Origin of the sequence: Microbacterium maritypicum, from assembly GCF_008868125.1 — a bacterium.
Taxonomy (GTDB): domain Bacteria; phylum Actinomycetota; class Actinomycetes; order Actinomycetales; family Microbacteriaceae; genus Microbacterium; species Microbacterium maritypicum.
On sequence record NZ_WAAQ01000002.1, the window covers coordinates 660,784 to 683,391 of the forward strand.

The 22,608-nt window shown below is 70.3% G+C and carries 27 protein-coding genes; 12 read left to right on the top strand and 15 right to left on the bottom strand.

Going from position 1 to position 22,608, the window contains the following annotated elements; translation table 11 throughout:
• Nucleotides 1-4: 4 nt before the first annotated feature.
• The 14 genes from F6W70_RS14040 to F6W70_RS14105 form a co-directional block, all read right to left on the bottom strand.
• Nucleotides 5-1,450 (bottom strand): flagellar hook-length control protein FliK, encoded by a 1,446-nt coding sequence (locus F6W70_RS14040; RefSeq protein ID WP_151487057.1) that lies wholly within the window; start codon nt 1,448-1,450, stop codon nt 5-7.
• On the bottom strand, nt 1,447-1,869 hold the full coding sequence (locus F6W70_RS14045; RefSeq protein ID WP_151487058.1) for a flagellar FliJ family protein: 423 nt from the start codon (nt 1,867-1,869) through the stop codon (nt 1,447-1,449). The genes F6W70_RS14040 and F6W70_RS14045 overlap by 4 nt, the downstream gene beginning before the upstream one ends.
• A complete protein-coding gene (locus F6W70_RS14050) occupies nt 1,866-3,161 on the bottom strand; it encodes a FliI/YscN family ATPase (RefSeq protein WP_127481953.1) in 1,296 nt (431 codons plus the stop codon). The genes F6W70_RS14045 and F6W70_RS14050 overlap by 4 nt, the downstream gene beginning before the upstream one ends.
• Nucleotides 3,158-3,757, bottom strand: coding sequence for a FliH/SctL family protein (locus tag F6W70_RS14055; protein ID WP_151487059.1), 600 nt, complete (start codon nt 3,755-3,757; stop codon nt 3,158-3,160). Before F6W70_RS14055 ends, F6W70_RS14050 begins: the two co-directional genes overlap by 4 nt.
• Entirely contained in the window at nt 3,747-4,751 is a 1,005-nt protein-coding gene (gene fliG / locus F6W70_RS14060; RefSeq protein WP_151487060.1) for a flagellar motor switch protein FliG, read from the bottom strand. The genes F6W70_RS14055 and fliG overlap by 11 nt, the downstream gene beginning before the upstream one ends.
• Entirely contained in the window at nt 4,748-6,370 is a 1,623-nt protein-coding gene (fliF, locus tag F6W70_RS14065) for a flagellar basal-body MS-ring/collar protein FliF (protein ID WP_055877340.1), read from the bottom strand. The genes fliG and fliF overlap by 4 nt, the downstream gene beginning before the upstream one ends.
• On the bottom strand, nt 6,370-6,675 hold the full coding sequence (gene fliE / locus F6W70_RS14070) for a flagellar hook-basal body complex protein FliE (RefSeq protein WP_151487061.1): 306 nt from the start codon (nt 6,673-6,675) through the stop codon (nt 6,370-6,372). The genes fliF and fliE overlap by 1 nt, the downstream gene beginning before the upstream one ends.
• A complete protein-coding gene (locus F6W70_RS14075) occupies nt 6,675-7,067 on the bottom strand; it encodes a flagellar basal body rod protein FlgC (RefSeq protein ID WP_017828250.1) in 393 nt (130 codons plus the stop codon). The genes fliE and F6W70_RS14075 overlap by 1 nt, the downstream gene beginning before the upstream one ends.
• Nucleotides 7,064-7,405: a flagellar basal body rod protein FlgB gene (locus tag F6W70_RS14080; protein ID WP_021198932.1), complete on the bottom strand. Its 342-nt coding sequence runs from the start codon at nt 7,403-7,405 to the stop codon at nt 7,064-7,066. The genes F6W70_RS14075 and F6W70_RS14080 overlap by 4 nt, the downstream gene beginning before the upstream one ends.
• A gap of 112 nt (nt 7,406-7,517) precedes the next feature.
• Nucleotides 7,518-7,814 carry a hypothetical protein gene (locus F6W70_RS14085; protein WP_017828252.1) on the bottom strand — a complete coding sequence of 99 codons (297 nt, stop codon included), beginning with the start codon at nt 7,812-7,814 and terminating at the stop codon, nt 7,518-7,520.
• Complete coding sequence (fliS, locus tag F6W70_RS14090; RefSeq protein ID WP_017828253.1) at nt 7,811-8,197, bottom strand: flagellar export chaperone FliS; 387 nt, start codon at nt 8,195-8,197, stop codon at nt 7,811-7,813. The genes F6W70_RS14085 and fliS overlap by 4 nt, the downstream gene beginning before the upstream one ends.
• A gap of 2 nt (nt 8,198-8,199) precedes the next feature.
• On the bottom strand, nt 8,200-9,588 hold the full coding sequence (gene fliD / locus F6W70_RS14095; protein WP_127481957.1) for a flagellar filament capping protein FliD: 1,389 nt from the start codon (nt 9,586-9,588) through the stop codon (nt 8,200-8,202).
• Between the two features lie 69 nt (nt 9,589-9,657).
• On the bottom strand, nt 9,658-10,488 hold the full coding sequence (locus tag F6W70_RS14100) for a flagellin N-terminal helical domain-containing protein (RefSeq protein ID WP_017828255.1): 831 nt from the start codon (nt 10,486-10,488) through the stop codon (nt 9,658-9,660).
• Between the two features lie 109 nt (nt 10,489-10,597).
• Entirely contained in the window at nt 10,598-11,398 is an 801-nt protein-coding gene (locus tag F6W70_RS14105) for a sigma-70 family RNA polymerase sigma factor (protein WP_151487062.1), read from the bottom strand.
• A gap of 196 nt (nt 11,399-11,594) precedes the next feature.
• Between F6W70_RS14105 and flgN the strand changes: the two genes are divergently transcribed.
• Genes flgN through F6W70_RS14155 form a run of 10 tightly spaced genes read left to right on the top strand, consistent with a single transcriptional unit; the run spans nt 11,595 to nt 19,748 of the window.
• Nucleotides 11,595-12,077, top strand: a complete 483-nt coding sequence (flgN, locus tag F6W70_RS14110; RefSeq protein WP_151487063.1) for a flagellar export chaperone FlgN — start codon at nt 11,595-11,597, stop codon at nt 12,075-12,077.
• 13 nt (nt 12,078-12,090) lie between these two features.
• Nucleotides 12,091-13,500 (top strand): flagellar hook-associated protein FlgK, encoded by a 1,410-nt coding sequence (gene flgK / locus F6W70_RS14115; RefSeq protein ID WP_151487064.1) that lies wholly within the window; start codon nt 12,091-12,093, stop codon nt 13,498-13,500.
• A gap of 13 nt (nt 13,501-13,513) precedes the next feature.
• Nucleotides 13,514-14,395 carry a flagellin N-terminal helical domain-containing protein gene (locus tag F6W70_RS14120; RefSeq protein ID WP_151487065.1) on the top strand — a complete coding sequence of 294 codons (882 nt, stop codon included), beginning with the start codon at nt 13,514-13,516 and terminating at the stop codon, nt 14,393-14,395.
• The gene (locus F6W70_RS14125; RefSeq protein ID WP_151487066.1) at nt 14,392-14,763 is read left to right on the top strand and encodes a flagellar assembly protein FliW; all 372 of its coding nucleotides are present in this window, start codon (nt 14,392-14,394) and stop codon (nt 14,761-14,763) included. Before F6W70_RS14120 ends, F6W70_RS14125 begins: the two co-directional genes overlap by 4 nt.
• A gap of 60 nt (nt 14,764-14,823) precedes the next feature.
• Nucleotides 14,824-15,441, top strand: coding sequence for a tRNA (adenosine(37)-N6)-threonylcarbamoyltransferase complex dimerization subunit type 1 TsaB (tsaB, locus tag F6W70_RS14130; protein ID WP_151487067.1), 618 nt, complete (start codon nt 14,824-14,826; stop codon nt 15,439-15,441).
• Nucleotides 15,438-15,926 (top strand): ribosomal protein S18-alanine N-acetyltransferase, encoded by a 489-nt coding sequence (gene rimI / locus F6W70_RS14135; RefSeq protein WP_017828262.1) that lies wholly within the window; start codon nt 15,438-15,440, stop codon nt 15,924-15,926. Before tsaB ends, rimI begins: the two co-directional genes overlap by 4 nt.
• Nucleotides 15,923-16,990, top strand: a complete 1,068-nt coding sequence (gene tsaD / locus F6W70_RS14140) for a tRNA (adenosine(37)-N6)-threonylcarbamoyltransferase complex transferase subunit TsaD (RefSeq protein ID WP_151487068.1) — start codon at nt 15,923-15,925, stop codon at nt 16,988-16,990. The genes rimI and tsaD overlap by 4 nt, the downstream gene beginning before the upstream one ends.
• A complete protein-coding gene (locus F6W70_RS14145) occupies nt 16,987-17,472 on the top strand; it encodes a hypothetical protein (RefSeq protein WP_151487069.1) in 486 nt (161 codons plus the stop codon). The genes tsaD and F6W70_RS14145 overlap by 4 nt, the downstream gene beginning before the upstream one ends.
• Nucleotides 17,473-17,476: 4 nt before the next feature.
• Nucleotides 17,477-18,616, top strand: a complete 1,140-nt coding sequence (locus F6W70_RS14150) for a hypothetical protein (RefSeq protein ID WP_151487070.1) — start codon at nt 17,477-17,479, stop codon at nt 18,614-18,616.
• Nucleotides 18,585-19,748, top strand: coding sequence for a hypothetical protein (locus F6W70_RS14155; RefSeq protein WP_170287921.1), 1,164 nt, complete (start codon nt 18,585-18,587; stop codon nt 19,746-19,748). The genes F6W70_RS14150 and F6W70_RS14155 overlap by 32 nt, the downstream gene beginning before the upstream one ends.
• A gap of 5 nt (nt 19,749-19,753) precedes the next feature.
• On the opposite strand, the gene F6W70_RS14160 is transcribed toward F6W70_RS14155, so the two are convergent.
• Nucleotides 19,754-20,959, bottom strand: a complete 1,206-nt coding sequence (locus F6W70_RS14160; RefSeq protein ID WP_151487072.1) for a class I SAM-dependent methyltransferase — start codon at nt 20,957-20,959, stop codon at nt 19,754-19,756.
• Nucleotides 20,960-21,117: 158 nt separating this feature from the next.
• On the opposite strand from F6W70_RS14160, the gene groES reads away from it, so the two are divergent.
• Entirely contained in the window at nt 21,118-21,414 is a 297-nt protein-coding gene (gene groES / locus F6W70_RS14165) for a co-chaperone GroES (protein ID WP_017203655.1), read from the top strand.
• A gap of 181 nt (nt 21,415-21,595) precedes the next feature.
• Nucleotides 21,596-22,525: an EamA family transporter RarD gene (rarD, locus tag F6W70_RS14170; RefSeq protein ID WP_055870391.1), complete on the top strand. Its 930-nt coding sequence runs from the start codon at nt 21,596-21,598 to the stop codon at nt 22,523-22,525.
• Nucleotides 22,526-22,608 lie beyond the last annotated feature (83 nt).

A 22,608-nucleotide genomic window follows, 5' to 3' on the forward strand; every position in this document is an offset into this window, starting at 1 on the left:
CGGATCAGGCGAAGACGTCGATGCCGCCGTGCGGCGAGATGAGGGGGGCGGGGGATGCCGGATCGGTCGGCGATGTCAGGTCGGTGGACGCTCTGTCACCGGACGAGGGATGTGCTGCGTCTCGGCCTCTCGCGTCAGCGGCTCCCGGCTCACCGCTGTTCGTTCCGGTCGTGGCACCGTTCGAGGAGCCGGTCCCGCCTCCGGTGCTGTTGTGGGCGGAGTGCTGCGGGTTCGAGGATGCGGGCCCGTCGTCTGAGGTCGACAGCAGGAGCGAGGCCTGCGGTGCCGCGGCTGCGAGGTCACGGCGCAGGTCCACGAGGATCGCACGCAGCGCCTCGCGACCGAGGTCGTTCGGGGCGTGCAGCTCGATGTGGATGGCCCCACCCGAGATGTGCGCGCGCACCGTCACAGGACCGAGGTTCTCCGGCGACACCGTCAGGGTGAGGCTGTGGTCTCCGTCCGGAGCCTGCGCGAGCGAGATCACGGGTGCAGTGATCTGCGGGAGCAGTGCCGGCCGTGGGGCGGCGGCAGCGGCCGGGGCTGCGGCGGCGACGGGCGTCGGCGGAGGAGTGCTGCCGACGGCCGCGGGCGGGACGGGCGCGTCACCGGTGGATGCCGAGGCCGCGGGGGCGGGAGCGGACGCAGAGATCGCGGGCGCCGGGGTCGTCGGGGCGTCCGGGGAGAGTGCGGGAGGCACCGCGTCCGTCTCCGGTGCTCCCGCATGAGCCGTCGGGACGGGGACGCTCGGCGCTCCTGCGACGACGGGGATCCCGCTGATCGGACCACTGCTGACGCCGATGCGGGAGGCCGTCGAGGCAGTCCGGGGCAGGGCCGGCTCCGCCGTGCCGAGCACGCCCGTCGCCGTGGGCCCGGCGGAGTGCGAAGCAGCAGGGGTCGGGGCATCGAGGGCGGAAGTCGTCGTCGTCGCGAGTGGGAGGCTTCTCGTCGTCTCGGAGACCGCGGGCTGGGCGGGGGCAGTCTCGACGGGGCTGGCCGGTGCGGTCGTTCCCGCGACAGCGGCAGGTGCTCCGATCGAACCGGCGGATGCGGCGGACTCCGCTGCCACGACCGTGACCGCTCCCTCGGGGGCATCCGCCGCATCGGCACTCTGTGGGGCCGGTATCGCCGCGGCGGGCACCTCGCCTGTGGCGTCGCCGATCACGACCGCGCTCACGGGGAGCACGAAAGTCGGCTCGGGCAGGGGAACGATCGCCGGCGGGATGTTCGTGGCCGGGGTGGAGGGAGCAGCGGGGGCGGCATCCGCGGTGTCGCCTTCCGTCGATGCTCCGGCGAACGTCCCCTCCACGGCGTCGGCGTCGACGCGCGAGGCGTCCAGGATCACGTCGGCGAAGGCCGCGGCCCCCGGCGTGATCTGCCGGGAGGGCGAGGGGGAAGCCGCTGCGCGCTGGACACGCGGATCGAGCAGGTCCACGATGCCGAGAGATGTCATGCCTGGCCCTCCGCACGGATGCGCGAACCGATCTCATCGAGCTCCGCCTGCTCGGCCCGCAGCTCGGCCGTCCGCACCTGCAGGGCGTGCGCCTGGGAGAGACGGTCGAGTCCGCGCATCGCCCGCCTCGCCTCCGCGTGCTCCGTTCGGGCCAGATCGACCGTCTGCTCCTGCAGCTCCGAGAGGGTCGTGAGATCGGCCAGAAGGGTTCTGCCGGCCACTCTGGCTGCGGCGAGGGCGGCGAGGGAGCGCACATCGACGGCCTCGCTCCCGACGCCCGACAGGTGCGCGCGCAGCGACCGGTCGCGGGCCTCGGTGTGCTGGGCGTCGATCACCGCGCGGGAGAGCCGCTGGGCGGCCGCGCGCTCTTGGATCTCGCGCACGCGCAGGAGTCCGGCCAGGGAGAAGGACCGCGTCATGACACTCCTTCGAAGGAGGCGACGAGATCGTCGAGTCGGCGCCACGATTCGCCGATCTCGCTCGTCTCGTCGAGGGGCTGGGTGAGGAAGGCGCTGATCGCCCTCTCGTGGGCGATCGCCGCGTCGATGCGGGAGTCCGCTCCGGGCTGATAGGCGCCGATGTCGATCAGGTCGTTCGCACGACGACGGGCCGCGAGCACGGCTCGGAGCGTGGCGGCGTGCGCTCTGCGCTCGGGGCCCGTGACCTTGCCGGCCACCCTCGACACGGAGCCGAGCACATCGATCGCCGGATGGTGACCCGACAGCGCGAGTGCGCGATCGAGCACGACGTGTCCGTCGAGGATCGACCTGACGGTGTCGGCGATCGGCTCATTGTGGTCGTCGCCGTCGACGAGCACGGTATAGATGCCGGTGATCGAGCCGCGCGTGTCCGTGCCCGCCCGTTCGAGCAGTCCCGCCAGGAGCGAGAACGTGGAAGGAGGATAGCCGCGGGTGGCAGGAGGCTCCCCGGCCGAGAGCCCGATCTCGCGCTGCGCCATCGCCACGCGGGTCAGCGAGTCCATCATGAGGATGGCGTGGGCCCCGTCGTCGCGGAAGGCCTCGGCGATCCTCGTGGCGGTGTACGCCGCACGGATGCGCGCCATGGCCGGCTGGTCCGATGTCGAGACCACGACGACGGAGCGGGCGAGCCCTTCCGGTCCCAGGTCGTCTTCGATGAACTCGCGCACCTCGCGACCGCGCTCGCCGACGAGGGCGATCACGGTGACCTCCGCCTCGGTGCCGCGCGCGATCATCGACAGCAGGGAGGACTTTCCGACCCCTGACCCGGCGAAGAGTCCGACACGTTGGCCGCGGCCCACGCTGACGAGCGTGTCCAGGGCCCGCACGCCCAGCGGAAGCGGTGAGTCGATCCGGTCGCGGCCCATGATCGACGGCGGCGCGTGGTCGAGGCTCACCGGGACGGCGCCCGTCAGCGGTCCCTTTCCATCGATCGGCCGGCCGAGGCCGTCGAGGACCCGTCCGAGCAGAGCAGCACCGGTCGGTACGCGCAGCGCCCCTCCGCGTGACCGCACGGGGGCGCCGACCGTGAGACCTGCGACGGGGGCGAGCGGCATGCAGCGCAGTCCACCCTCGCCGATCGCCACGACTTCGGCATCCACGCCGTCGAGTGCTACGACGTCGCCGACCGCGCCCTCGAGGCCGCGCACCTGCACGCTCAGTCCGCGCACCTGCGACACCTCGCCGATGCGCTCCGGCCGCACCGCTTCGCGCACCGCCGCCCAGACACTCATGCGCCGACCACGGCGTGGCGGGCGCGCTCGAGCGCGCCCGCGACACGGGCATCGATGCGACCGTGGGCCAGGACCGCGACGGCGTCGCCCCGGTCGAGGGCGTCATCGGCGACGAGGGCGATCCCGGCGAGGTCGTCGGCGGATTCGCGGAGTGTGCGCAGGTCGTCCGGGTGCAGTCGAACCTCGCGGATCTCGGCGGGGTCGGCGCCGTAGAGAGCGCGCCGGGCGGCAACCGCGGCGGAGGCTCCGGCGTCGGAGAGTTCGCCGACGACGATCAGCTCGGCGAGCTCGATCGCACAGCGCACCACCTGGTCGTGCGCGGCGGTGGTCAGCTCGCGTTCCCGATCGCCCAGCGAACGTGCGGCCGCGTGCAGCGCCGCTACAGCGTTCTCGAGCTCCCGAGCCGCAGCCGCCTCGCGGGCGGTCCTGGCCTCTTCCGCCGTGCGCTGCGCGACCTCGGCCTCGGCGCGGCCGGCACGGAAGCCCTCCGCGTGTCCGTCGGCATAGCCGCGCATCCGCGCCCTGGCATGCTCCTCGCCGCCCTCGCGTCCGTCGAGACGCGGGAACAGCACCGGCGAGAACGCGTCAGTAGACATACTCGTCCTCGTCGGCGCGTTGCACCGTGATGTCCCCGGCCGCTTCGAGCGCGCGGATCGTGCGGACGATCTCGGCTCTGGCCTCTTCGACCTGCGACACGCGCACGGGGCCGAGCGTGCGGGCCTCCTCGTCGAGGTTCTCCCTGTTGCGCTCGGAGACGTTGCGGCGGATGAGGTCGGCGATCGGCTGGTGCGCGCCCTTCAGTGCCAGCGCGAGCGAGCGGATGTCCATGCCCCGCAGTACGCGCTGGGTGTCGCGGTCGTCGAGCTTGACGATGTCGGCGAAGGTGAACATGCGCGAGCGGATGTCCTCCGCGAGCGCGCTGTCCCTGTCTTCGATGCTCGCCAGCAGCGCCTTCTCGACCGTGGCTCCCGAACGGGCGATGATCTCGACCAGAGGCTCCACCCCGCCCAGCACCTCGGGGGTGTCGCGTGCGGCGAAGGTCCCGGTCCGAGCCTTGAGCGCATCGGCCACGATCGAGATCGCCTCCTGCGACGCAGTCCCCATCGTCGCGATCCCGTGGGCGACGTCGGTGCGCGTGGGGTCGGGAAGCGCGGCCAGGACCGCTGCGGCGCGGTCGGTCGGCAGGTGGGCGAGCACGAGGGCGACCGTCTGCGGGAGCTCGCCGTCCAGCAGCGTCGCCAGCTGCGCAGGGTCGGCGGAGCCGAGGAACTCGAAGGAGGAGTTCATCGAGGACGAACCGACCCTGCCCAGCACGGCAGCCGCGCGCTCGGCGCCGAACGTCGCCTCCAGCAGTCCCGCGGCGATGTCGCGGCCGCCACGGGCCGGTGGCAGGTGTCCGGAGGCGATCCGGTGGAACTGCCCGAGAGCCTGCGCGGTGGTCGCCGCATCCAGGTTCTGCAGGTCGATGATCTCGGCGGCGACGGCCTCCGCCTCGGACTCGGAGAGGTGCTTCATCACCTCGATGGCCTGTGCGCGATCGAGGTTCATGAGCACGACGGCCGCCGTCTGCCGATCGGTCAGTCCGGTCATACCTGCTGCCTGTCGTCGATGAGGGTGCGCAGCAGGTCGGCGGTGCGCTTCGGGTCCTGCCGGGTGAGGGAGTCGATCTCCGCGCGGCGGCGCTCGAGACTCACCTGCGCGGGCTCGGGCGCCGGCTCCGGTTCGGGGTCGGGTGCCGTCTCGAGGAACGCCAGCGGCGTGGTCGGCGACTGATCGATCGCCGCGGTCGCCCCGGCGTCGAGGGCGGAGAGCGCGGGCGGGCGGGCGCCGAAGAGCTGCTCGAACTCGCTGTCGGCGCTGCTGCGTCGGCGGGCACGCATGATCAGGGCGGCGAGGGCGGCGAGCAGCGGGATGGCGATCGCGGCGGCGATGATGAGGGTGTTCAGCAGCACGGCCTGGCGTTCGGCGCCCTCGGCGTCCTTCGCAGCCTGGAGGGCGGCCTGCGCCGCTTCGGAGCTGGTCTGGTTGAACGACACGAGCTCGACGGCGATCGAGTCGCCGCGGTCGGTGTCGATCCCGGCCGCGGTCTCGACGAGGTCGCTCAGCTGCGCCGTGCTCAGATCGCCGCCCGCCCCCGCATCGACCGCGACCGAGACCGACTGACGAAGCAGGGATCCGGCCGGCGTGGAGGTGCTCTGCGTACTCTTGTTGACCGCGTTGGTCTTCGACGTCTCCGTGGATTCGGAGGTGCCGTCGCCGTCGGCCGACGGAACCGCGATGTTGTCGGGGCCGAGCACTCCGGCATTCGAGCTGGAGCCGTTCTGCGTGTCGGTCCTGGTCTGCTCGGTGAGCGGGGGAGCGCCCTCGGCCGGGGTGTAGGTCTCTTCGACGCGCTCGTTGACGGAGTGGTCGATCTCGGCGACGACGGTCACCTTGGCGTTGCCCGGTCCGACGACGGTGTCGAGCATCTGCTGCACGTTCGCTGTCACGCGCGCCTCGTAGTCGCTCGCCTGCTGGTCGATGCCGCCGGTGGTCCCGACTCCCGCGGCCGAGAGGGTCTGACCGCTCTGGTCCACGACGGCGACGTTCTCCGGCTTCATGCCGCTCACCGCTGCGGAGGTCAGGTGCACGATCGCCTCGACCTGCTTCGGCGAGAGCGTCGAGCTGCCGGAGGTCTCCACGAACACGGAGGCGGTGGGGTCGACGGTCTCCGAGACGAAGACGCTCTCCTCGGGGATCGCGAGCTGGACCGATGCCGCCGTCACGCCCTTGATCGATGAGATCGTCGCGGCGAGTTCCCCCTCGATCGCGCGCTTGAAGGTCACGGACTGCTGGAACTCGCTCGTGGTGACGCCCATCTTGTCCAGCAGCGAGTAGCCGCCGGAGCTGCTGCCGGGGAGCCCTGCCGACGCGGCGGCGAGTCGCTGGTCGTAGACGTCCTTCTCCGGGACGAGCACCGTCGCACCGCCGTCGGCCAGCTCGTAGGGCACCGACGAGGACCGCAGCTGCTCGACCACGGCATTCGCATCCGAGGCGCTCATCCCGGAGAACAGCGGCGTGTACGTCGGGCGGCTGAGCCAGCTGGAGAGGGCGACGATCCCGAGCGCGAGCACGGCGACGCCGATGATGGCGATCGTGCGCTGCGCGAGCGAGAAGCCCGCGATCACGCGCCCGATCCGCTGGAACACGTTGGTGACGGCCTGGGGCATCAGGCTTGCATCCGCATGATCTCGTTGAACGCGTCGACGCCCTTGTTGCGCACGGCGGCGACGAGTTCGAGGGTGACGGCCGCGCGGGAGGACGCGATCATCGCGGAGTGGATGTCATCGAGGTCGCCGGTGACTGCGGCGACCTTGAGCGTGTCCGACTCGGACTGCAGCGACCGCAGCTCGTCGATGGCACCGGTGACGCTGCTCGCGAAGGCGGTGTCGTCGGTGGCCTTCGCCGATGCGGGGGCGGGCGCTGAGAGCGTGAACCCGGAGGAGATGGCTTCGATGCCGGCGAGTGAGGCCATCAGCTGCGTCCGATCTGCAGGGCGGATTCGTAGGAGTTGCGTGCGCGGTCCACGATGGCCGCGCTGGCCTGGTAGCCGCGCTGGGCGAGGATGAGCTGGCTCATCTGGTCACCCAGATCGATATCGGGGTAGCGCACGTAGCCGTCCGCGTCCGCGAGGGGATGGTCGGGCTGGTGCACGAGGCGTCCCTGCGCGCTGCCCTGCGCGGTGCCGGCCACGTAGACGCCGGGCGACTGATCGCTCGTCTGGGCGAGGATGTACCGGGCACGGAACGCCGCACCGTCGCTCGGAGCGGCGGTGTTGATGTTGGCGATGTTGTCGCTGATGGCGTCGAGCCACTTGCGGTGCACCGTCAGTCCGGTGCCGGCGATGCCGATCGCATCGAAGGTCATGAGGTCCTCATCGCGGTGCGCATCGATGTGAACGAGCCGTTCACGGCCTGCGTCGCGAACTGGTAGCGCAGCATCGTGTCGATGCTGGAAAGCGTCTCGGTGTCGAGGTTGACGTTGTTGCCGTTCAGGCGCGTGGGCTCGAGCGAGGTGCCGACCGTCGCGCCGACCCGACCGTCGCCCGCATCGATCGAGCGTGCGAGCGCCTCTTCGAACTGCACACGCTTGGCGTGGTAGTTCGGAGTGTTGATGTTGGCGATGTTGTCGGAGATCGCGCGCTGGCGCTGCGCGAGGCCGTCGAGCGCGCTCGTCAGCGCGTTGATGGTCACAGAATCGAACACGAACCGGCTCCCCGTGTGTGGCTGGTGTGGCCGATCCATGGCCGAGTCTTGCGAGCCATCCGTGCTCTCCCTGCTCTATCGGCAGGATCTTCCGCGATGTTAGAGAGCGGTCTCACCCGTCGACGTCGAGATAGGCGGGCTCCTCCGGGCGGCGGGTGCTCGGGATCCGGCTCACGGCGCCCAGGTGCTGACGCAGGCCGTCGAGGTCGGCCCGTGTGCGCTCCATCGCCGCACGCTGGAGCTCGACGACGTGCCTGGCGCGGTCGGCGAGAGCGGCGGGCAGCGGTGTGGTCGGCGGGGTCCACGGGGCGATGTCGGTGTCGGCAGCGGTGCCGGGGGCGGCGGCGAGGATCCGTCCGGCGTCCTGTTCGAGCCGGTCGAGCATCGCGGTCCACTCGTCGAGGCTCACGATCGCGCCTCGGCGACAGTGCGGGCGGCCTCGTGCCACGCCTCCCGCAGCGGGGCGATGATCTCATGACAGGCGCGCGTGCGCTCGGGGTCGCGACCGATGTTCGCTCCGATGAGGGTCTGCGAGAGGAACACGTACAGCGAGCGCAGGCCGGCGCTGCCGCTCCACTCGTCGGTGAGCGATGACGACAGTTCCGAGACGATCGCCTGTGCGTGCTGGAGCTGGGCGTTGGCCTCCTCCCAGTCCTCGGAGCGCTGTGCACTCTCCCCGCGCTCGATGTCGAGCAGGAGACGGTCGTAGAGCATCGTCACCAGGCGCTCGGGCGGTGCGGACAGCACGGCGTCGTCGCGGTAGCGCTGTTGGGCACGCAGGGCGGCGTTCATGCTCACTTCCCCGAGTTCGAGCTCGAGCCCGGCAGGGCGGCGATCTGCGACGACAGGTACGAGGACTGCGACTGCAGCTGCGACAGCATGACCTCGAGGCGCGCGTAGGTGCGCTCGAGGGTCGACTTGCGCTGCGCGAGACGCACGTCCCACCGCTCCATCTGCTCGCCGAGACCCTTGACCTCGCTCTCCTGCCCGGTGATGCGTGTGGTGAGCAGGCCGTCGTACTTGTCGGAGTAGACCTTCGAGGTGTCCTGCACACGCGAGGCGATGTCGGAGAACAACCCGGCGACGGCGTCCGGGTCCTTCGCGAGCGCCTCGGCGAACTTCTCCTCATCGAAGCTCAGCACGCCGTACATGTCGGTCGAGATGCCGATCGTCGAGGGGGAGACACCGTTCACCGGGTGCTGCACCGCGTCGGCGATGGCCGTTCGGAGCCCACGGACCGCGCTGTCGCCGGTGAAGACGCCCAGCGTGGTCTTGTCTCCCTGCTTGGCGGCGACGGTGGCCTTCGAGCCGTTGTCGATGCGGGTCAGGATGTCCTTGACCGCGGCGATGAAGTCGGCGGAGGCCTTGGTGCGCGCAGCGGTGTCGACCGCGACGCCGATGGTGACGGGGGCGGTCGAGACAGCGGAGACGGTCACGTCGACACCGTCGAACAGGTCGGTGAAGGTGTTGCTCGATGAGGTCAGCACCTGCTCGGCGCTGGTGCCGGCCCACAGCCGCACCTGGGCGTCGGCGCCGACATCGATCACGGCTGCTCCCGCTTCGGTGGAGATGTCGGAGGCGGTGCCCGCCGCGACGGCGGCGATGTCTGCGCTGTAGGCGCGGAACTGTCCGGCTTCTCCGGAATCGGCGGCGCGCAGTTGCAGGCGGTGCTGCATGTTCCCGGCAGCATCGCGCCCGGCGGGAACGGCGGTGGCGACGATCCCGAAGCCGGCTTCGTTCACCGCACGTGCGACGTCCTGCATCGAGGAGGAGTCAGCCGTCACCTGCCGGCGCTCGCCTTTCGCGTTCTCCAGGGTGATCACGGGAGGGTCTGCGGGCCAGCCGGTGGAGACGGCGGAGACGATGGTGTGGTTCTTGGCGACCTTGTCGACGACGATGTCGGCGGAGAGCGCAGCGGCGCCGGTGCGGGTGGCGACGGTGACGGTGGGGGACGACGACGTGGTCGTGAAGCGGGCCAGCCCGTCGCGCGTCGCGGCCTTCTCTGCAGCCGTGGCGAGGTTCTGCACCGCGGTGTTCAGCGTCCGGAGCTGGGTGACGACGCCGTTCTTGTCGTCCATCTTCGCCTTGAGCAGCGAACGGGGGATGGCCGCGACATCCATCAGCGCCTTGATGACCTCGGTGGTCTTCAGGCCGGAGACGAGTCCGTCGAGTGAGAGGGACATGATCGCCTTTCCGTGTCGGGGGCGGACAGGGTCCGGGCGCCGGTGGGCGCCCGGACCCTATGGCGTGGTTCAGCGCAGGAGCTGGAGAACGCCCTGGTTGGCCTGGTTGGCCTGGGCCAGCATCGCCGTACCTGCCTGGGACAGGATGTTCTTCGACGTGAACTTGACCATCTCGGACGCCATGTCGGTGTCGCGGATCCGGCTCTCGGCGGCGGCGAGGTTCTCCGCCGACACGTTGAGGCTGTTGATGGTCGACTCGAAGCGGTTCTGCAGCGCACCGTAGCCGGCACGTGCGGTCGAGACCGCCTGGATCTGCGTGTCGATACCGGCCAGCGCGGTGCCGTACGTCGCTGCGTCCGTCATGGTCGCCGCGAGCGTCTTGATGTCGGCACCGAGGGTGGCGAAGTCGGTCAGGGCGACCGAGATCTGGTCCTCGGCGGCGACGGAGCCCGCACCGACCTGGAACGTCAGCGTGTCGCCGCCCGAGAGCAGCTTGATGCCGTTGAAGTTCGTGCTGCCGGCGATCCGGGTGAGCTCATCACCGAGGGTGTTGATCTCCTTCTGGATCGCGTCGCGCGACTTCGCGTTGTTCGAGTCGTTCGCACCCTGAGCGGTCAGGTCGCGAACGCGCTGCAGGATCGAGTGGACCTCGGTCAGGGCGCCTTCCGCGGTCTGGATGACCGAGATGCCGTCCTGGGCGTTGCGTGCCGCGACGTTCAGACCGTTGACCTGCGAGCGCAGGCCCTCGGAGATCGCGAGGCCCGCCGCGTCGTCGGCCGCGCGGTTGATGCGGAAGCCGCTGGAGAGCTTCTCGAGCGACTTCGACACGTCGTTCTGCGTGTTGGACAGGTTGCGGTAGGCGTTGAGTGCCGACACGTTCGTGCTGATCTGCATACCCATAAGGGTTCTCCTCCGTGAATGGTGTTGTGCGGGAGACCATCCGTGGTCTCCCGGTCACACCTATCGGCGGAGAGTGCGCTCGCGTTAGCCGTCCGCGCGGGGAATCGGTTCAGACGGCGGCCGATTCTCGGAAGGCGCCGGCGATCCGGGAACCGGCGCCGTCGGCGATCCGGGTGAAGTACGCCTCGCGGGCGGCGAGGGAGACCCGGGTCGTGGCAGCCGGTGTCGAGCCCTCGGCGAAGTATCGATCCAGGGCGTCGCGCAGGAGTCGGATCGCCTCCGAACGCTGCTGCGACACCGCGGAGTGCGTCACCCCCAGCTCCTCGGCGATCTCCTTGACGGGGCGTTCGTCGAAGTAGACGGCCAGCACGATGCGGCGCATGCGCTCGGGAAGGGCGGCGACGGCCTGTTCGAGCACTTCGCGCCGTTCGCCGACCAGTGCCGATTCCTCGGGGAGGGGGATCTCCGCGGCGACATCACGTGCCGAAGGCTCATCGAGCGTCGTCAGGGTCCTGGCGGCATCGCCGAGCGCTTCGATCACGACGTCCTTCGGCACGCCCATCGCCGTGGCGACCTCGGCGGCCGTCGCCGTCCTGCCGAAGCCGGCGGTCAGGGCGTCGCGCACGGCGACGGTCTCCTTGATGCGCTTGCGGATGCCGCGCGACGCCCAGTCCATCGAGCGCATCTCGTCGGCGAAAGCCCCGAGGATGCGGCGACGGGCGTAGGCGCCGAAGGGCACGCCGAGTTCGGGGTCGAAGGCTTCGGCGGCGGTCACGAGCGCGAGGGCTCCGACGGCGGCGAGTTCGTCGCGGGGGATGTGGGTGGCTCGGGAGTGGGTCTCGGCGGCGAGGTATCCGACCAGAGGGAGGTTGCTCTCGATGAGCAGATTGCGCTCAGCGCGCGACGACATGGGGGATGATCCACCTCTCTGGATGCACTCCGGAAGTTCCAAGGAGAAGGACAGATGCATATATCACACTTATTGTGATCTGTACATGGGGAGAACTGCCCATCGCCGTTCCACATAGTAACGTTAGGCGAGCGCTGGCCGATAGTGACCTTTGGCCGCGTTGCCAGGCGTGGCGATCACTGGGGAAAAGGGGATCATGGGAGCCAACGAACTATCGATACAGCTGTGGCGCGAGCGTGAACTGCTCGAGATGCTGCTGTTCAAGCTCGACGAGCAGCAGCTGCTTCTCGCCGCCGGCCGATCCCAATGGATCCAGTTTGCCGCGCGGGAGATCGATCAGGTCCTCGACAGGCTGCGCGGCGCGGGACTCGCCCGCACCGTCGAGGTCGCCACCGTCGCGGAGGAGTGGGGGGCTCCCGAGGTCTCGACCATTCGCGAACTGATCGAGCACGCGCCCGAAGGGGCATGGCAGGAGGTCTTCGCCGACCATCTGCGTGCGCTCACCAAGCTCGCCGCCGAGGTCGAGCAGATGCGCGACGCCAACGCGGAGCAGCTCAGCGGAGTGCTCCGCGCCACGCAGGAGACGATCGCCGCACTCGGGCACGACACCGGCGAGTACACGACCAAGGGTGACCGCGCCCGCGACGACGCCGCGCGCATCATCGACACCGAGATGTGACCGAGAGGGGATCATGTCGACCTTCAGTGGACTGAACACGGCGGCCAGCGCCCTGGCCGTCGCGCGGCGCGGGATGGACGTGGTCGGGCAGAACATCGCCAACCAGAAGACCGAGGGGTACACGCGGCAGCGCGTGACGACCTCGGCGGTCGCCGCGATCGCCCAGACCGGACGGTTCAGCGTCGGCGCCCTGCCCGGGCACGGCGTCTCGATCGACGGCGTCGCGCGACTCGGCGACGCGCTGCTCGATGCCAGGGTGCGCGACGCCCTCGGCGCCTCGGGCTACTGGTCCACCAGGGCGGTCGCGGCGACCACCGTCGAGGCATCGCTGGCCGAGCCCACCGCGAACGGGCTCGCAGCCCGGCTGTCGAAGTTCTGGTCCGGCTGGCAGGATCTCGCGAACACCCCGGATTCGGGGGCCGCGGCATCGAGCATCCTGGAATCGGCGAAGGAGCTCGCCTCCCACATCGCCGGCGGATACCGCAACGTCGCCACGCAGTGGACCAACGCGCGTGACTCCGCCGACCGCACGGTCTCGCAGGTGAATGCGACAGCCGACCAGATCGCGGTGCTCAACGACGAGATCCGCGACGCCCTCGCCTCCGGCCGCTCGGCGAACGAGCTGATGGACCAGCGCAGCGTCCTCGCGCAGAACGTCGCCAGGATGTCGGGCGCGGCGGCCACGATCGAGAGCGACGGCACCATGACCGTCCGCCTCGGCGGCAACGCACTGGTCTCCGGGTCCGATTCCCGTCATCTCGTGCTCACGGGGCCGGCGTCCATCGACTCGGGTCAACGCTTCAGTCTCTCCTGGGCATCCGCGCCCGATCTTCCCGTCTCGATCGACGGCGGCGAGCTCGGCGCTTCGCTCTCGGTGCTCGCACCGGCAGCCGACGGCGGCATGCTCGCGGGACTCGCGGTGACCTACGACAAGGTGGCGACGGCGCTCGCCGAGGCGATGAACACCCAGCACCGCGCGGGTGTGACCTCCACGGGCCAGGCCGGCGGGGACTTCTTCACCGTCCCGGGCACCGGGTCGGCAGCGCTCGGTCTCCAGGTCGCCGTCGCCACGGCGGCCGAGCTCGCACTCGCCGCACCGGGGGCGGGACCGCTGGATGCGACGAATGCCGACCTGATCTCCCAGATCGGCCGGCGTGCAGGCTCTCCCGATGCGCTCTGGTCCGATCAGGTCACCCGGTTCGGGGTCGCGACCGCGGCCGATGTGCAGCGCGCGAAGCTCTCCGATTCCGCAGCGGTCGCCGCCGTCGGTGCACAGCAGTCGGTCGCCGCCGTCGACGGCGACGAGGAGACGATCAGCCTGCTCACCTACCAGACCGCCTACCAGGCCGCAGCCCGAGTGATGACCGCGGTGGATGAGGCGCTCGACGTTCTCATCAACCGCACGGGTCTTGTCGGACGCTGAGCGAAGGAGCCTCATGATCTCTCGAGTGACCTCGTCCGCGATGACGCAGACGGCCATGCGCCAACTGCAGTCCAACCTCTCCGAGCTGGCGCGTCTGCAGGAGCAGGCGACATCTCAGCGTGCGTTCGCCGCTCCGTCGGACGACCCCGCAGCGGCCGCCGCGGCCCTCGCGCTGCATGCCGAGCAGCGCCGCACCGAGCAGTACGCCCGCAACATCGACGACGGTCTGGCCTGGGTCACCGCGGCCGACACCGCGATCACCGCGAGCACGGCCCTGCTGGGGCGGATTCGCGACCTGACCGCCCAGGGCGCGAACGACGGCGCCCTAGACGCCACCGCCAAGGAGGCTCTGGCGGTCGAGCTCGAAGGCATCGGCAAGGAGCTCCTCGCCCAGGCGAACACCCGGCTGCTCGGCCGCTCCGTGTTCGCCGGCACTTCCGACACCGCGGCCTTCGCCGCGGACTACAGCCACAGCGGCGTGCCGGGAGCCGAGGTCACCCGCCGTGTCTCCGATGCGGCATCCGTCCGTGTCGACACCGACGGCGCCGCGGTCTTCGGCACCGGAGATGGCTCGGTCTTCGCGCTCGTGGACAAGATCGTCGCCGACCTCCGCTCCGGCACGAACGTCGGCCCCCGTCTGGGAGAGATCGACAGCCGCCGCACGGCCATGCTCGGCGTGCAGGGCTCGGTGGGAACCAGACAGTCGCAGATCGAACGCGCCAAGGAGGCGGTAGTGCACAATTCCGTGTCCCTCGAGTCCCGCAGGACGGCGGTGGAGGACGTCGATTCGATCGAGGTGCTCGTGCGCCTGCAGGCGCAGGAGCTCGTGTACCGCTCCGCGCTCGCGGTGAATGCGCGCGTGCTCCAGCCCTCACTCATGGACTTCCTCCGATGACCGCCGCACTGACTTTCCTCGCCCCGCCGCCCGGACTCGCCCCCCACGTCGATTTCGCCTTGACTCCCGTCGACGGTGCTGACGGGCTGTTCTCGCTGCGGGCCGTGGACGACGCCGAGCTGCGTCTGTATCTGGTGGATCCTCGAACGGTGCTGAGCGCGTACGCGCCGACCCTCACCGACGAGCAGGCAGACGGTCTGGCGCTCGAATCGCCGGATGACGCGCTGATCCTCGTCGTCGCCCACCCGTCCGCCGAGGGCGTGAGCGTGAACCTCCTCGCCCCCGTGATCGTCAACCAGACGACGGGAGCCGCCTCGCAGGTGATCCTCGAGGATCAGGACTACCCGCTGCGCGCTCCGCTCGGCTGAGCCCGGGGCCTCCGGCGCCTGCGGGGAGCTCCCTCGCGGGACGGCGGCTAATCTGGAGTCGTGATCCTTGCCGTCGACACTTCCCTGGGCACGGCTGTCGCCCTCATCGATGCCGACGGGGAGCGACGCGCCGAAGCCGGTGCCGTCGACCCTCTCGGCCACGCCGAGGTCATCGGCGACCTCCTCGTCGATGTGCTCCGCGAGGCGGGTGACGCGAAGATCACCCACGTCGTCGCCGGCATGGGGCCCGGCCCCTTCACCGGGTTGCGTATCGGCATCGCCGCGGCGCGTGCCTTCGCACTCGGACGCGGCCTGCCCGTCGTCTCCGTCCCCAGCCACTTCGCCGCGGCTCTGACGGCGCTGGAGAGCGAGACCGCTCCCTTCGCGATCGTCACCGACGCCCGTCGGCGCGAGGTCGCCATCACCGTGTTCGACGGTCTCGACGACGACGGCATCCCGGTCGTCGTCGCCGACACCGTGCTCGTGCGGGCCGCCGACGCCGACGCGCATCTCGACGGCATCCGGCGCATCGATGTGACGACGCTCTCCGCATCGGATCTCGCGCGGGTCGGGGCCCGCGCGCTCGCCGCCGGTCGTACGCTCGCCGGCGAGGAGCCCCTCTACATGCGTCACCCCGATGTGACGCTTCCCGGTGCGCCGAAGAAGGTGGGGACATGACCCTCCGCGACGCGACGGTCGAAGACCTCGACGCGATCATGGCGATCGAGAACCGGTCCTTCCCGACGGACGCCTGGAGCGCGGAGACCATGGCCGCCGAGCTCGCGAGCCCACACGGCCGCTACCTCGTGGACGAGCACGACGGTGCGGTGATCGGATACGGCGGAGTGCGCGCCCTCCACGGCAGCGCCGACGCCGACATCCAGACCATCGCCCTGCTCGCCGAGCACCGCGGCCAGGGGCGGGGCAGGATCCTGCTGCGCGCGCTGCTCGCGGCGGCCGCAGCACGCGGTGCACGAGAGGTGTTCCTCGAGGTGCGCGCCGACAACCCTTCGGCCGAGGGACTCTACCTCGCCGAGGGATTCGAGGAGATCGCCCGCCGTCCCCACTACTATCAGCCCGACGACGTCGACGCGATCGTGATGCGTCTGGATCTGCGCCGTCGCACGGTGCCCGTCACCGCCACCGAGGAGGCGAAGGCATGAGCGAGCCGCTGGTTCTGGGCATCGAGACGAGTTGCGACGAGACGGGCATCGGCATCGTGCGCGGACGCACCCTGCTGTCGAACACCATCGCGTCGAGCATGGACGAGCACGCCAGGTACGGCGGGGTCGTACCGGAGGTCGCCGCCAGGGCGCACCTGGAGGCGTTGCAGCCCGCGATCGATGCCGCCCTCGCCGAGGCGGGTGTGCGCCTGGATGATCTCGATGCCGTCGCGGTCACGAGCGGCCCAGGACTCGCCGGAGCACTGATGGTCGGCGTGGGGGCGGCGAAGGGCCTCGCCGTCTCGATCGACAAGCCCCTCTACGCCGTGAACCACCTCGTCGGCCACATCGCCGCCGACATCCTCACCGCCGACTCCGCTCCGCTCGAGTACCCCACGATCGCCCTGCTCGTGTCCGGCGGTCACACCTCGCTGCTGCATGTGCGCGACCTCACCACCGACGTCGAGCTGCTGGGGGAGACGATGGACGACGCCGCGGGAGAGGCCTTCGACAAGGTCGCCCGCCTCCTGTCCTTGCCGTACCCGGGTGGTCCGGAGATCGACCGTGCAGCCGCCGACGGCGACCCGGAGGCGATCCGGTTCCCCCGTGGCCTGTCCCGTGCTTCCGACCTGGCGAAGCACCGCTACGACTTCTCGTTCTCGGGGCTGAAGACGGCCGTGGCCCGCTGGGTCGAGCGCTGCGAAGCCGAGGGGGTCGAGGTTCCCCTCGCCGACGTCGCCGCGAGCTTCCGCGAGGCGGTCGTCGACGTTCTGGTCACGAAGGCGCTCGCCGCCTGCGCCGACCTCGGTGTGCCGCGGCTGCTGCTCGGCGGGGGAGTGATCGCGAACCGGCGTCTGCGCGAGGTCGCTCTGGAGCGCGCCGAGGCTGCAGGCGTCACGGTGCGCATCCCGCCGTTGTCGCTGTGCACCGACAACGGCGCGATGATCGCCGCCCTCGCGTCCGAGCTGATCTCCTCCGGCCGGCGCCCGTCCACCCTGGCGTTCGGCGCGGACTCGACGCTGCCCGTGACCGAGATCCAGATCGCGGAGGCGGTGTCGGTATGAGTGACGTCCCCGGTACTCCCGAGCCGCGGTCCTCGGCGACGCCGGCGGCGCGTATCGAAGGCCCCAGCGACGAGGTCGAGCACCCCGCAGGGTCCGCCCGTCTTCCCGGTTCCCGCCGAGACGGATACACCAGGCTGCCGACCGGTCCGGTCGGCATCGAGCCGGTCGTCGCGACCGGTCCCGACATCGATGCTCCCGACGACACGGAGTGGGAGCCGTCGACGGGATCCATGCCGGTCGACGACACCCGATTGGCGCCGTGGGCGCTGCTGGCGGCGATCGTCGCGCTCGGGGCGTCGTTCTTCGTCGGCTGGGGCATCCCGGTCGCCGTGGTCGCGGTCGTCGCGGCGATCATGTCTCTGCGTCGCCCTGTCGAGAGTCGCGCGATCGCGCGCTGGGCGCTCGTTCTCGGACTCTGCGCGACGGTCTACAGCCTGGGCTGGCTGGTCTGGGCCGGCATGCAGTTCGAGAGGCTCGGCTGAGCCGATGCTGGACGCGGACGAGCTCGAGGAGCTGCGCTCCCTGCAGGCGCGGGCCTACGGCCGCGAGGCGTCGCTCACCGATGCCGACGCCGTGCGACTGCGCGCGCTGGAGGAGCGCCGTGTTGCGCCGGGTGTCGAACCCGTGGGGCTCGACTTCGCCCCGACCGCCGATACCGTGTCGCCTCCCGACCGCGGGGAGTCGTCGGACGACGCTGGTTCCGCGAGCGCTGAGGCAGAGGATCAGGGCGTCGAGGCCGCGGCACCCGACGCGGCGGAGGGGCATCCGTCGCCTGTCGCAGAGGGCTCACCGGGGACCGGGGAGTCCGCGCGATCCCTATGGCGCGCGCATTGGCGGCCCGCCGTGCTCGCCGTCGCGGCTTTGCTCATCGTCGGGGTCGGCGTGGGCTGGCTGCTGTTCGGCCGGTCGGCTGCGACCCCGGTCGCCCTGAGCGCGCAGCAGCAGGAATGGCAGAGCGCGCTGATCGCCGGAGGGCGCTACGACCCGGGATCCGTGCGCGCCCTCGCCGTCGAGCAGGGGGCGGTCATCTCAGCGGCGACCAAGGACGACGGCGCGATCACCTGCCTGCTCGTGGCGACCTCCGCGTCGGCACTGCCCACCTGCGAGCGCACGGAGACCGTCGAGGGCTCGGGGCTCTTCGGGGCGGTCACAGTGGAGTCGAAGGACGACATCAGGCGCGAGCTCAACGTGCAGATGATGTTCACCGCGTCCGGCGAACCCGCCGTATCCACCTACACGGCGGAGTATGGACCCGGCACCACCAACGGTGTGACATATGCGAACGCCGGTGAGGCGGAGAAGGCGAAGCGGATCGCGGCGCAGGGGTTCGAGATCAACTCGCTCTGGGTCATCGGCTACGACGGTGAGGTGCCGGTGTGGACGGGTATGGCGCTCGAGTCGTTTCAGACCTGTCTGATGTACGACGGCTCGGATGACCTGTTCCCTCGGGTCTGCGCCGATGCGCTCACTCTGCAGGAACAGAGCGCCACGCTGGTGCTGAACGTGGTCGATGAGGAGAGCGGCGAGGTCGTCCGCCTGGAGGTTCCGACCTGGAGTGACGGGAGCTCCTCGCTCATGATCACACGTGAGGGGGGTGCCGACGGTGCAGGCGGAGACGGACGCTGACGAGCTGCGGGCGCTCCAGCGCCGGGCCTATGGTCGTGACGGCATCCTCACGGATGCCGAGACCAGGCGGCTGCGGGAGCTGGAGGACGCGAGACGATCTCCGGTGACGCCCCCCGCCGTCGAGACCCGTGTGGATTCGTCGCCCGAGCAGCCGTCGCCCGCTCCTGCCGATGTCCCCGACGACGCTGGCGGGCATGCCGTCGTCGACGCTCCCGAGCCTGAGGCGATTACCGAGGATCGGCGCTCGTTCAGCACCGTTCGTCGTGTCCTGCGGAGGTATCGAGTGGGCGTGTCGGCGCTCGCGGTGATGACGGTGGCACTCGGGGTCGGCATCGGTGGGGCGCTGTTCGCGACACGCGCCGACGGCATCGCTCTGTCCGCCGCGCAGCAGGAGCGCCGTGATGCGCTCGCCGCTGCCGACTTCGACAGCGGATCACTCCTTGCGGTCGCGCAGGACGAGGATGCGTTGGCCTGGTACGCGACCAAGGACGATGGCGGCGTCGTGTGCCTGATCCTCGACATCGGCGACCGTTCGCAGTCGAACTGCCTTCCCACCGGCGACATCGGACGTGGCCTGAGCGTGTCCTTCCCCGTTCCGATCGACGATCCCGAAGACGATACCCGGAGTCTGGGGGGTGTGAGCGCAACGATGCTCGTGTCGACAGCGGGTGAGCCGATGGTCGCTCTCCAGCGGCGGTCGATGTCGTCGACGTCGTCCTCGCAGTTCGCGGGTGCCGAGCGCGCACGGGCCGAGGAACTGGCCGACGAGGGTTTCGCCTTCTCCCTCACGATCGTCGGCTCGTTCCGGACGCAACCCGTATGGGTCGGCGACCGCGTCTCGGAGCGGGGCGAGGTCGAGAAGTGCCTCATCATCGACGCCGGTGACCTGACGACGTGCGAGTCTCCCAGCGACGCGTGGGAGTCAGGGATCGACGCGCGGATCGACGGCGTCGGTGGCGCGGAGGTCGGCTCGACGGTGCTCGAGGCGCGGTTCACGAGGTGGCAGACGCCGTATCTGGTCATCGGTGAGGCCTCCGCCTCCCCAGGAGCGCCGCAGGACACCGTGCGGGTCGAAGCGCCTCCGGGCGATCCCATCGTGGTCGAGCCGCCGGGCCGCGACTCCGACGGCTGAGCGGATCAGCCCGCCGCGGGTACCCGGTCGGCGAGGATCGCGCGGCGCTGATCGCCGATACGGGCGAGGATCAGCGTCGCCTCCTGGTCGCCGCGCAGCGTCAGCTTCTTGCGGAAGGCCGCGGGATCGACGTCGACGCCGCGCTTCTTGATCTCCAGGCGTCCGATGCCGTGCGCCTTGAGGGCGGCGCTGATCGCCTTCGGGTTCGCCGGCAGGGTCTCCCGCACGCGGAAGGACTGCACGAAAGGGCTCGTCAGCGCGGCATCCGAGGTCAGGTAGGCGATGTGCTCGTCGAGCATCCCCGCGTCGAGGCTTCGGGCGACCTCGCCGATCAGACGGGCACGGATCACGGCGCCATCGGGTTCGTGCAGGAAGGCGCCGAGCTCGCGCACCGGCTCGTCGGCGGCGTCCGCCGGGGCGGTGAGCTCGTGCGAGCGCTCGTCGCGGATCACGAGCGCCGCGCGGCGGACCCCTTCTCGGGCGAGGGCGCCGCTCCAGACGACGAGCTCGACGACGCTGCCGTCGGCGCTCACCCACTGCGCTTCGGCGTCGGCGGGCAGCGCGTCGCGGTCGTGCGCGGGTCCGAGCTTGATGCCGGTCGGATGGCTCGCGGCCACATCGAACGCCCAGTCCAGCGAGGGGGAGTAGTCGTCGGCGGAGACTCGTCGGGTCTCGCTGTGCCCGGAGGTGCGTCGAGCCGGGTCCATCCAGATCGCGCTTCCCGCTTCCACCGTTGAGAGGGCGTCTTCGGCCGTGAGGTGGTCCACCGCGGCGCTGTCGCCGAAGGGTGCCAGGTTGTAGGCGGCGATGGCCGAGGTGACCTCATCGGCGTCGACGGCGTGCACGTCGAGTCCCGCTCCGGCGAAGGCGAGCGCGTCGCCGCCGATGCCGCAGCCGAGGTCGGCGACGCGGGTGAATCCGGCGTGCCGGATCCGCTGCGCGTGACGGGCTGCGACCCCGAGCCTCGTCGCCTGCTCGAGCCCGGCGCGGGTGAACAGCATGCGTGCGGCGAAGGGGCCGAACTTCGCCGCAGCCTTGGATCGCAGGTGCGCCTGTCCGACGACGGCGGAGACGAGCTCGGGGGAGTGGCCGGCCGCGCGCAGCCGCGAGACGGTGCGGGTCACGTCGGCGGTCGATTCGATGGGCCCGACCGCGTCGAGCAGCTCGAGACCGGCGGGGGTCAGCAGGGCGCGCAGCTCGGACATCTCCACGTGCTCAGCCTAATTGCCCGTGCGGGGGGACTGCCCGCCGCGCACGCTGGCACTCGCATTGCGTGAGTGCCAGCCGAGCGCCTAGACTGGATTAGCACTCTCGGGTTGAGAGTGCGAACAAGTCTTTCGTGTCAGCGTCAAGAAAGAAGAGGTAGACCGTGTCGGTTTCCATCAAGCCGCTCGAGGACCGCATCGTCATCAAGCAGGTCGAGGCCGAGCAGACCACCGCGAGTGGCCTGGTCATCCCCGACACCGCCAAGGAGAAGCCCCAGGAGGGCGAGGTCGTGGCGGTCGGCCCCGGCCGCATCGACGACAACGGCAACCGTGTTCCGCTCGACGTCGCCGTCGGCGACCGTGTGCTCTACAGCAAGTACGGCGGCACCGAGGTGAAGTTCGGCGCAGACGAGTTCCTCGTCCTGTCGGCTCGCGACGTCCTGGCGGTCGTCGTCCGCTGATCTGCGGAATCTGATTCCCGCCCCTCGTGAGGGGCAGGGTCAAGGTCCTGGAAGGGGCCCGGATGCGCTTCGCATCCGGGCCCCTTCTGCGTCCGCCACCGGGCATCGGTTTCCTGCCGAACTCTGCGGCAGCGGCCGGGCGGCCGAGGGCGCGCCGCCGCCGCGGGCGTAGGGTTGTGCGGTGCCCCCAGAGACGACTCGTGCCACGCAGACCGCCGGAGTGGCCTATGCCGGTGCCGCGTACCTCCTCTGGGGAGTGCTTCCGCTCTACTTCCTGCTCCTCGTTCCGACGGGGCCGTGGGAGGTCGTGGCCTGGCGCGTGCTGCTGTCGTTCGTGTTCTGCCTCCTGCTGCTCACGTTCACGCGCGGCTGGGCGGCATTCGGCGTCATCCTCCGACAGCCGAAGCTGCTGGCCTGGACGGCCCTGGCCGGTCTTCTGATCTACGTCAACTGGCAGGTGTTCCTGATCGGAACCCTCAGCGAGAACGTCGTCGAGACGAGCCTGGGCTACTTCATCAATCCGATCACGACCGTGCTGCTGGGCGTCTTCGTGCTGAAGGAGCGCATCCGCAGGTTGCAGTGGGCCGCCATCGCGATCGCGGCGATCGCGGTCGTCGTGATCGTCGTCGCCTACGGCGATTTCCCCTGGATCGCCCTGTCGTTGACGGCGTCCTTCGGGGTCTACGGGCTCATCAAGAAGAAGATCGGTCCCGCCGTCGATGCGGTCAGCGGTCTGACGCTGGAGTCCTTCTGGCTCATCCCGATCGCCGTGGTGCAGCTGATCGTCGTCGCCCAGACGACGGGGATCACGATGGGGGCGAACGGGTGGCCGCACGCGCTGCTGCTGGCGTTCGCCGGCGTCGCCACAGCGGTGCCCCTGCTGCTCTTCGCCGCAGGAACCCGACGCATCCACCTCACCGTGATCGGAATGATCCAGTTCATCACCCCCGTGATGCAGTTCCTCATCGGCGTCGTCGTCCTGCACGAGCCGATGCCTCCGGAGCGCTGGGCGGGCTTCATCATCGTGTGGATCGCGATCGGGGTGTTCGTCGTCGACCTGCTGCTCGCCGCACGTCGGGGGCGCAGGATTCCGCGTGTCGAAGCGGCCTGATCCCGAGGCTCATCCGTCGGGGAACCCGGTGTCGGATCGTTAACGCACCGAGATACTTGCAACCCCTGCGCGCAGGACTCACG

Bases quoted from the DNA above. Each gene is read 5' to 3' on its own strand.
- F6W70_RS14040 (WP_151487057.1), bottom strand. From the start codon at position 1,450: ATGACATCTCTCGGCATCGTGGACCTGCTCGATCCGCGTGTCCAGCGC.
- F6W70_RS14045 (WP_151487058.1), bottom strand. From the start codon at position 1,869: ATGACGCGGTCCTTCTCCCTGGCCGGACTCCTGCGCGTGCGCGAGATC.
- F6W70_RS14050 (WP_127481953.1), bottom strand. From the start codon at position 3,161: ATGAGTGTCTGGGCGGCGGTGCGCGAAGCGGTGCGGCCGGAGCGCATC.
- F6W70_RS14055 (WP_151487059.1), bottom strand. From the start codon at position 3,757: ATGTCTACTGACGCGTTCTCGCCGGTGCTGTTCCCGCGTCTCGACGGA.
- fliG (WP_151487060.1), bottom strand. From the start codon at position 4,751: ATGACCGGACTGACCGATCGGCAGACGGCGGCCGTCGTGCTCATGAAC.
- fliF (WP_055877340.1), bottom strand. From the start codon at position 6,370: ATGCCCCAGGCCGTCACCAACGTGTTCCAGCGGATCGGGCGCGTGATC.
- fliE (WP_151487061.1), bottom strand. From the start codon at position 6,675: ATGGCCTCACTCGCCGGCATCGAAGCCATCTCCTCCGGGTTCACGCTC.
- F6W70_RS14075 (WP_017828250.1), bottom strand. From the start codon at position 7,067: ATGACCTTCGATGCGATCGGCATCGCCGGCACCGGACTGACGGTGCAC.
- fliS (WP_017828253.1), bottom strand. From the start codon at position 8,197: ATGAACGCCGCCCTGCGTGCCCAACAGCGCTACCGCGACGACGCCGTG.
- fliD (WP_127481957.1), bottom strand. From the start codon at position 9,588: ATGTCCCTCTCACTCGACGGACTCGTCTCCGGCCTGAAGACCACCGAG.
- F6W70_RS14100 (WP_017828255.1), bottom strand. From the start codon at position 10,488: ATGGGTATGCAGATCAGCACGAACGTGTCGGCACTCAACGCCTACCGC.
- F6W70_RS14105 (WP_151487062.1), bottom strand. From the start codon at position 11,398: ATGTCGTCGCGCGCTGAGCGCAATCTGCTCATCGAGAGCAACCTCCCT.
- flgN (WP_151487063.1), top strand. From the start codon at position 11,595: ATGGGAGCCAACGAACTATCGATACAGCTGTGGCGCGAGCGTGAACTG.
- flgK (WP_151487064.1), top strand. From the start codon at position 12,091: ATGTCGACCTTCAGTGGACTGAACACGGCGGCCAGCGCCCTGGCCGTC.
- F6W70_RS14120 (WP_151487065.1), top strand. From the start codon at position 13,514: ATGATCTCTCGAGTGACCTCGTCCGCGATGACGCAGACGGCCATGCGC.
- F6W70_RS14125 (WP_151487066.1), top strand. From the start codon at position 14,392: ATGACCGCCGCACTGACTTTCCTCGCCCCGCCGCCCGGACTCGCCCCC.
- rimI (WP_017828262.1), top strand. From the start codon at position 15,438: ATGACCCTCCGCGACGCGACGGTCGAAGACCTCGACGCGATCATGGCG.
- tsaD (WP_151487068.1), top strand. From the start codon at position 15,923: ATGAGCGAGCCGCTGGTTCTGGGCATCGAGACGAGTTGCGACGAGACG.
- F6W70_RS14145 (WP_151487069.1), top strand. From the start codon at position 16,987: ATGAGTGACGTCCCCGGTACTCCCGAGCCGCGGTCCTCGGCGACGCCG.
- F6W70_RS14150 (WP_151487070.1), top strand. From the start codon at position 17,477: ATGCTGGACGCGGACGAGCTCGAGGAGCTGCGCTCCCTGCAGGCGCGG.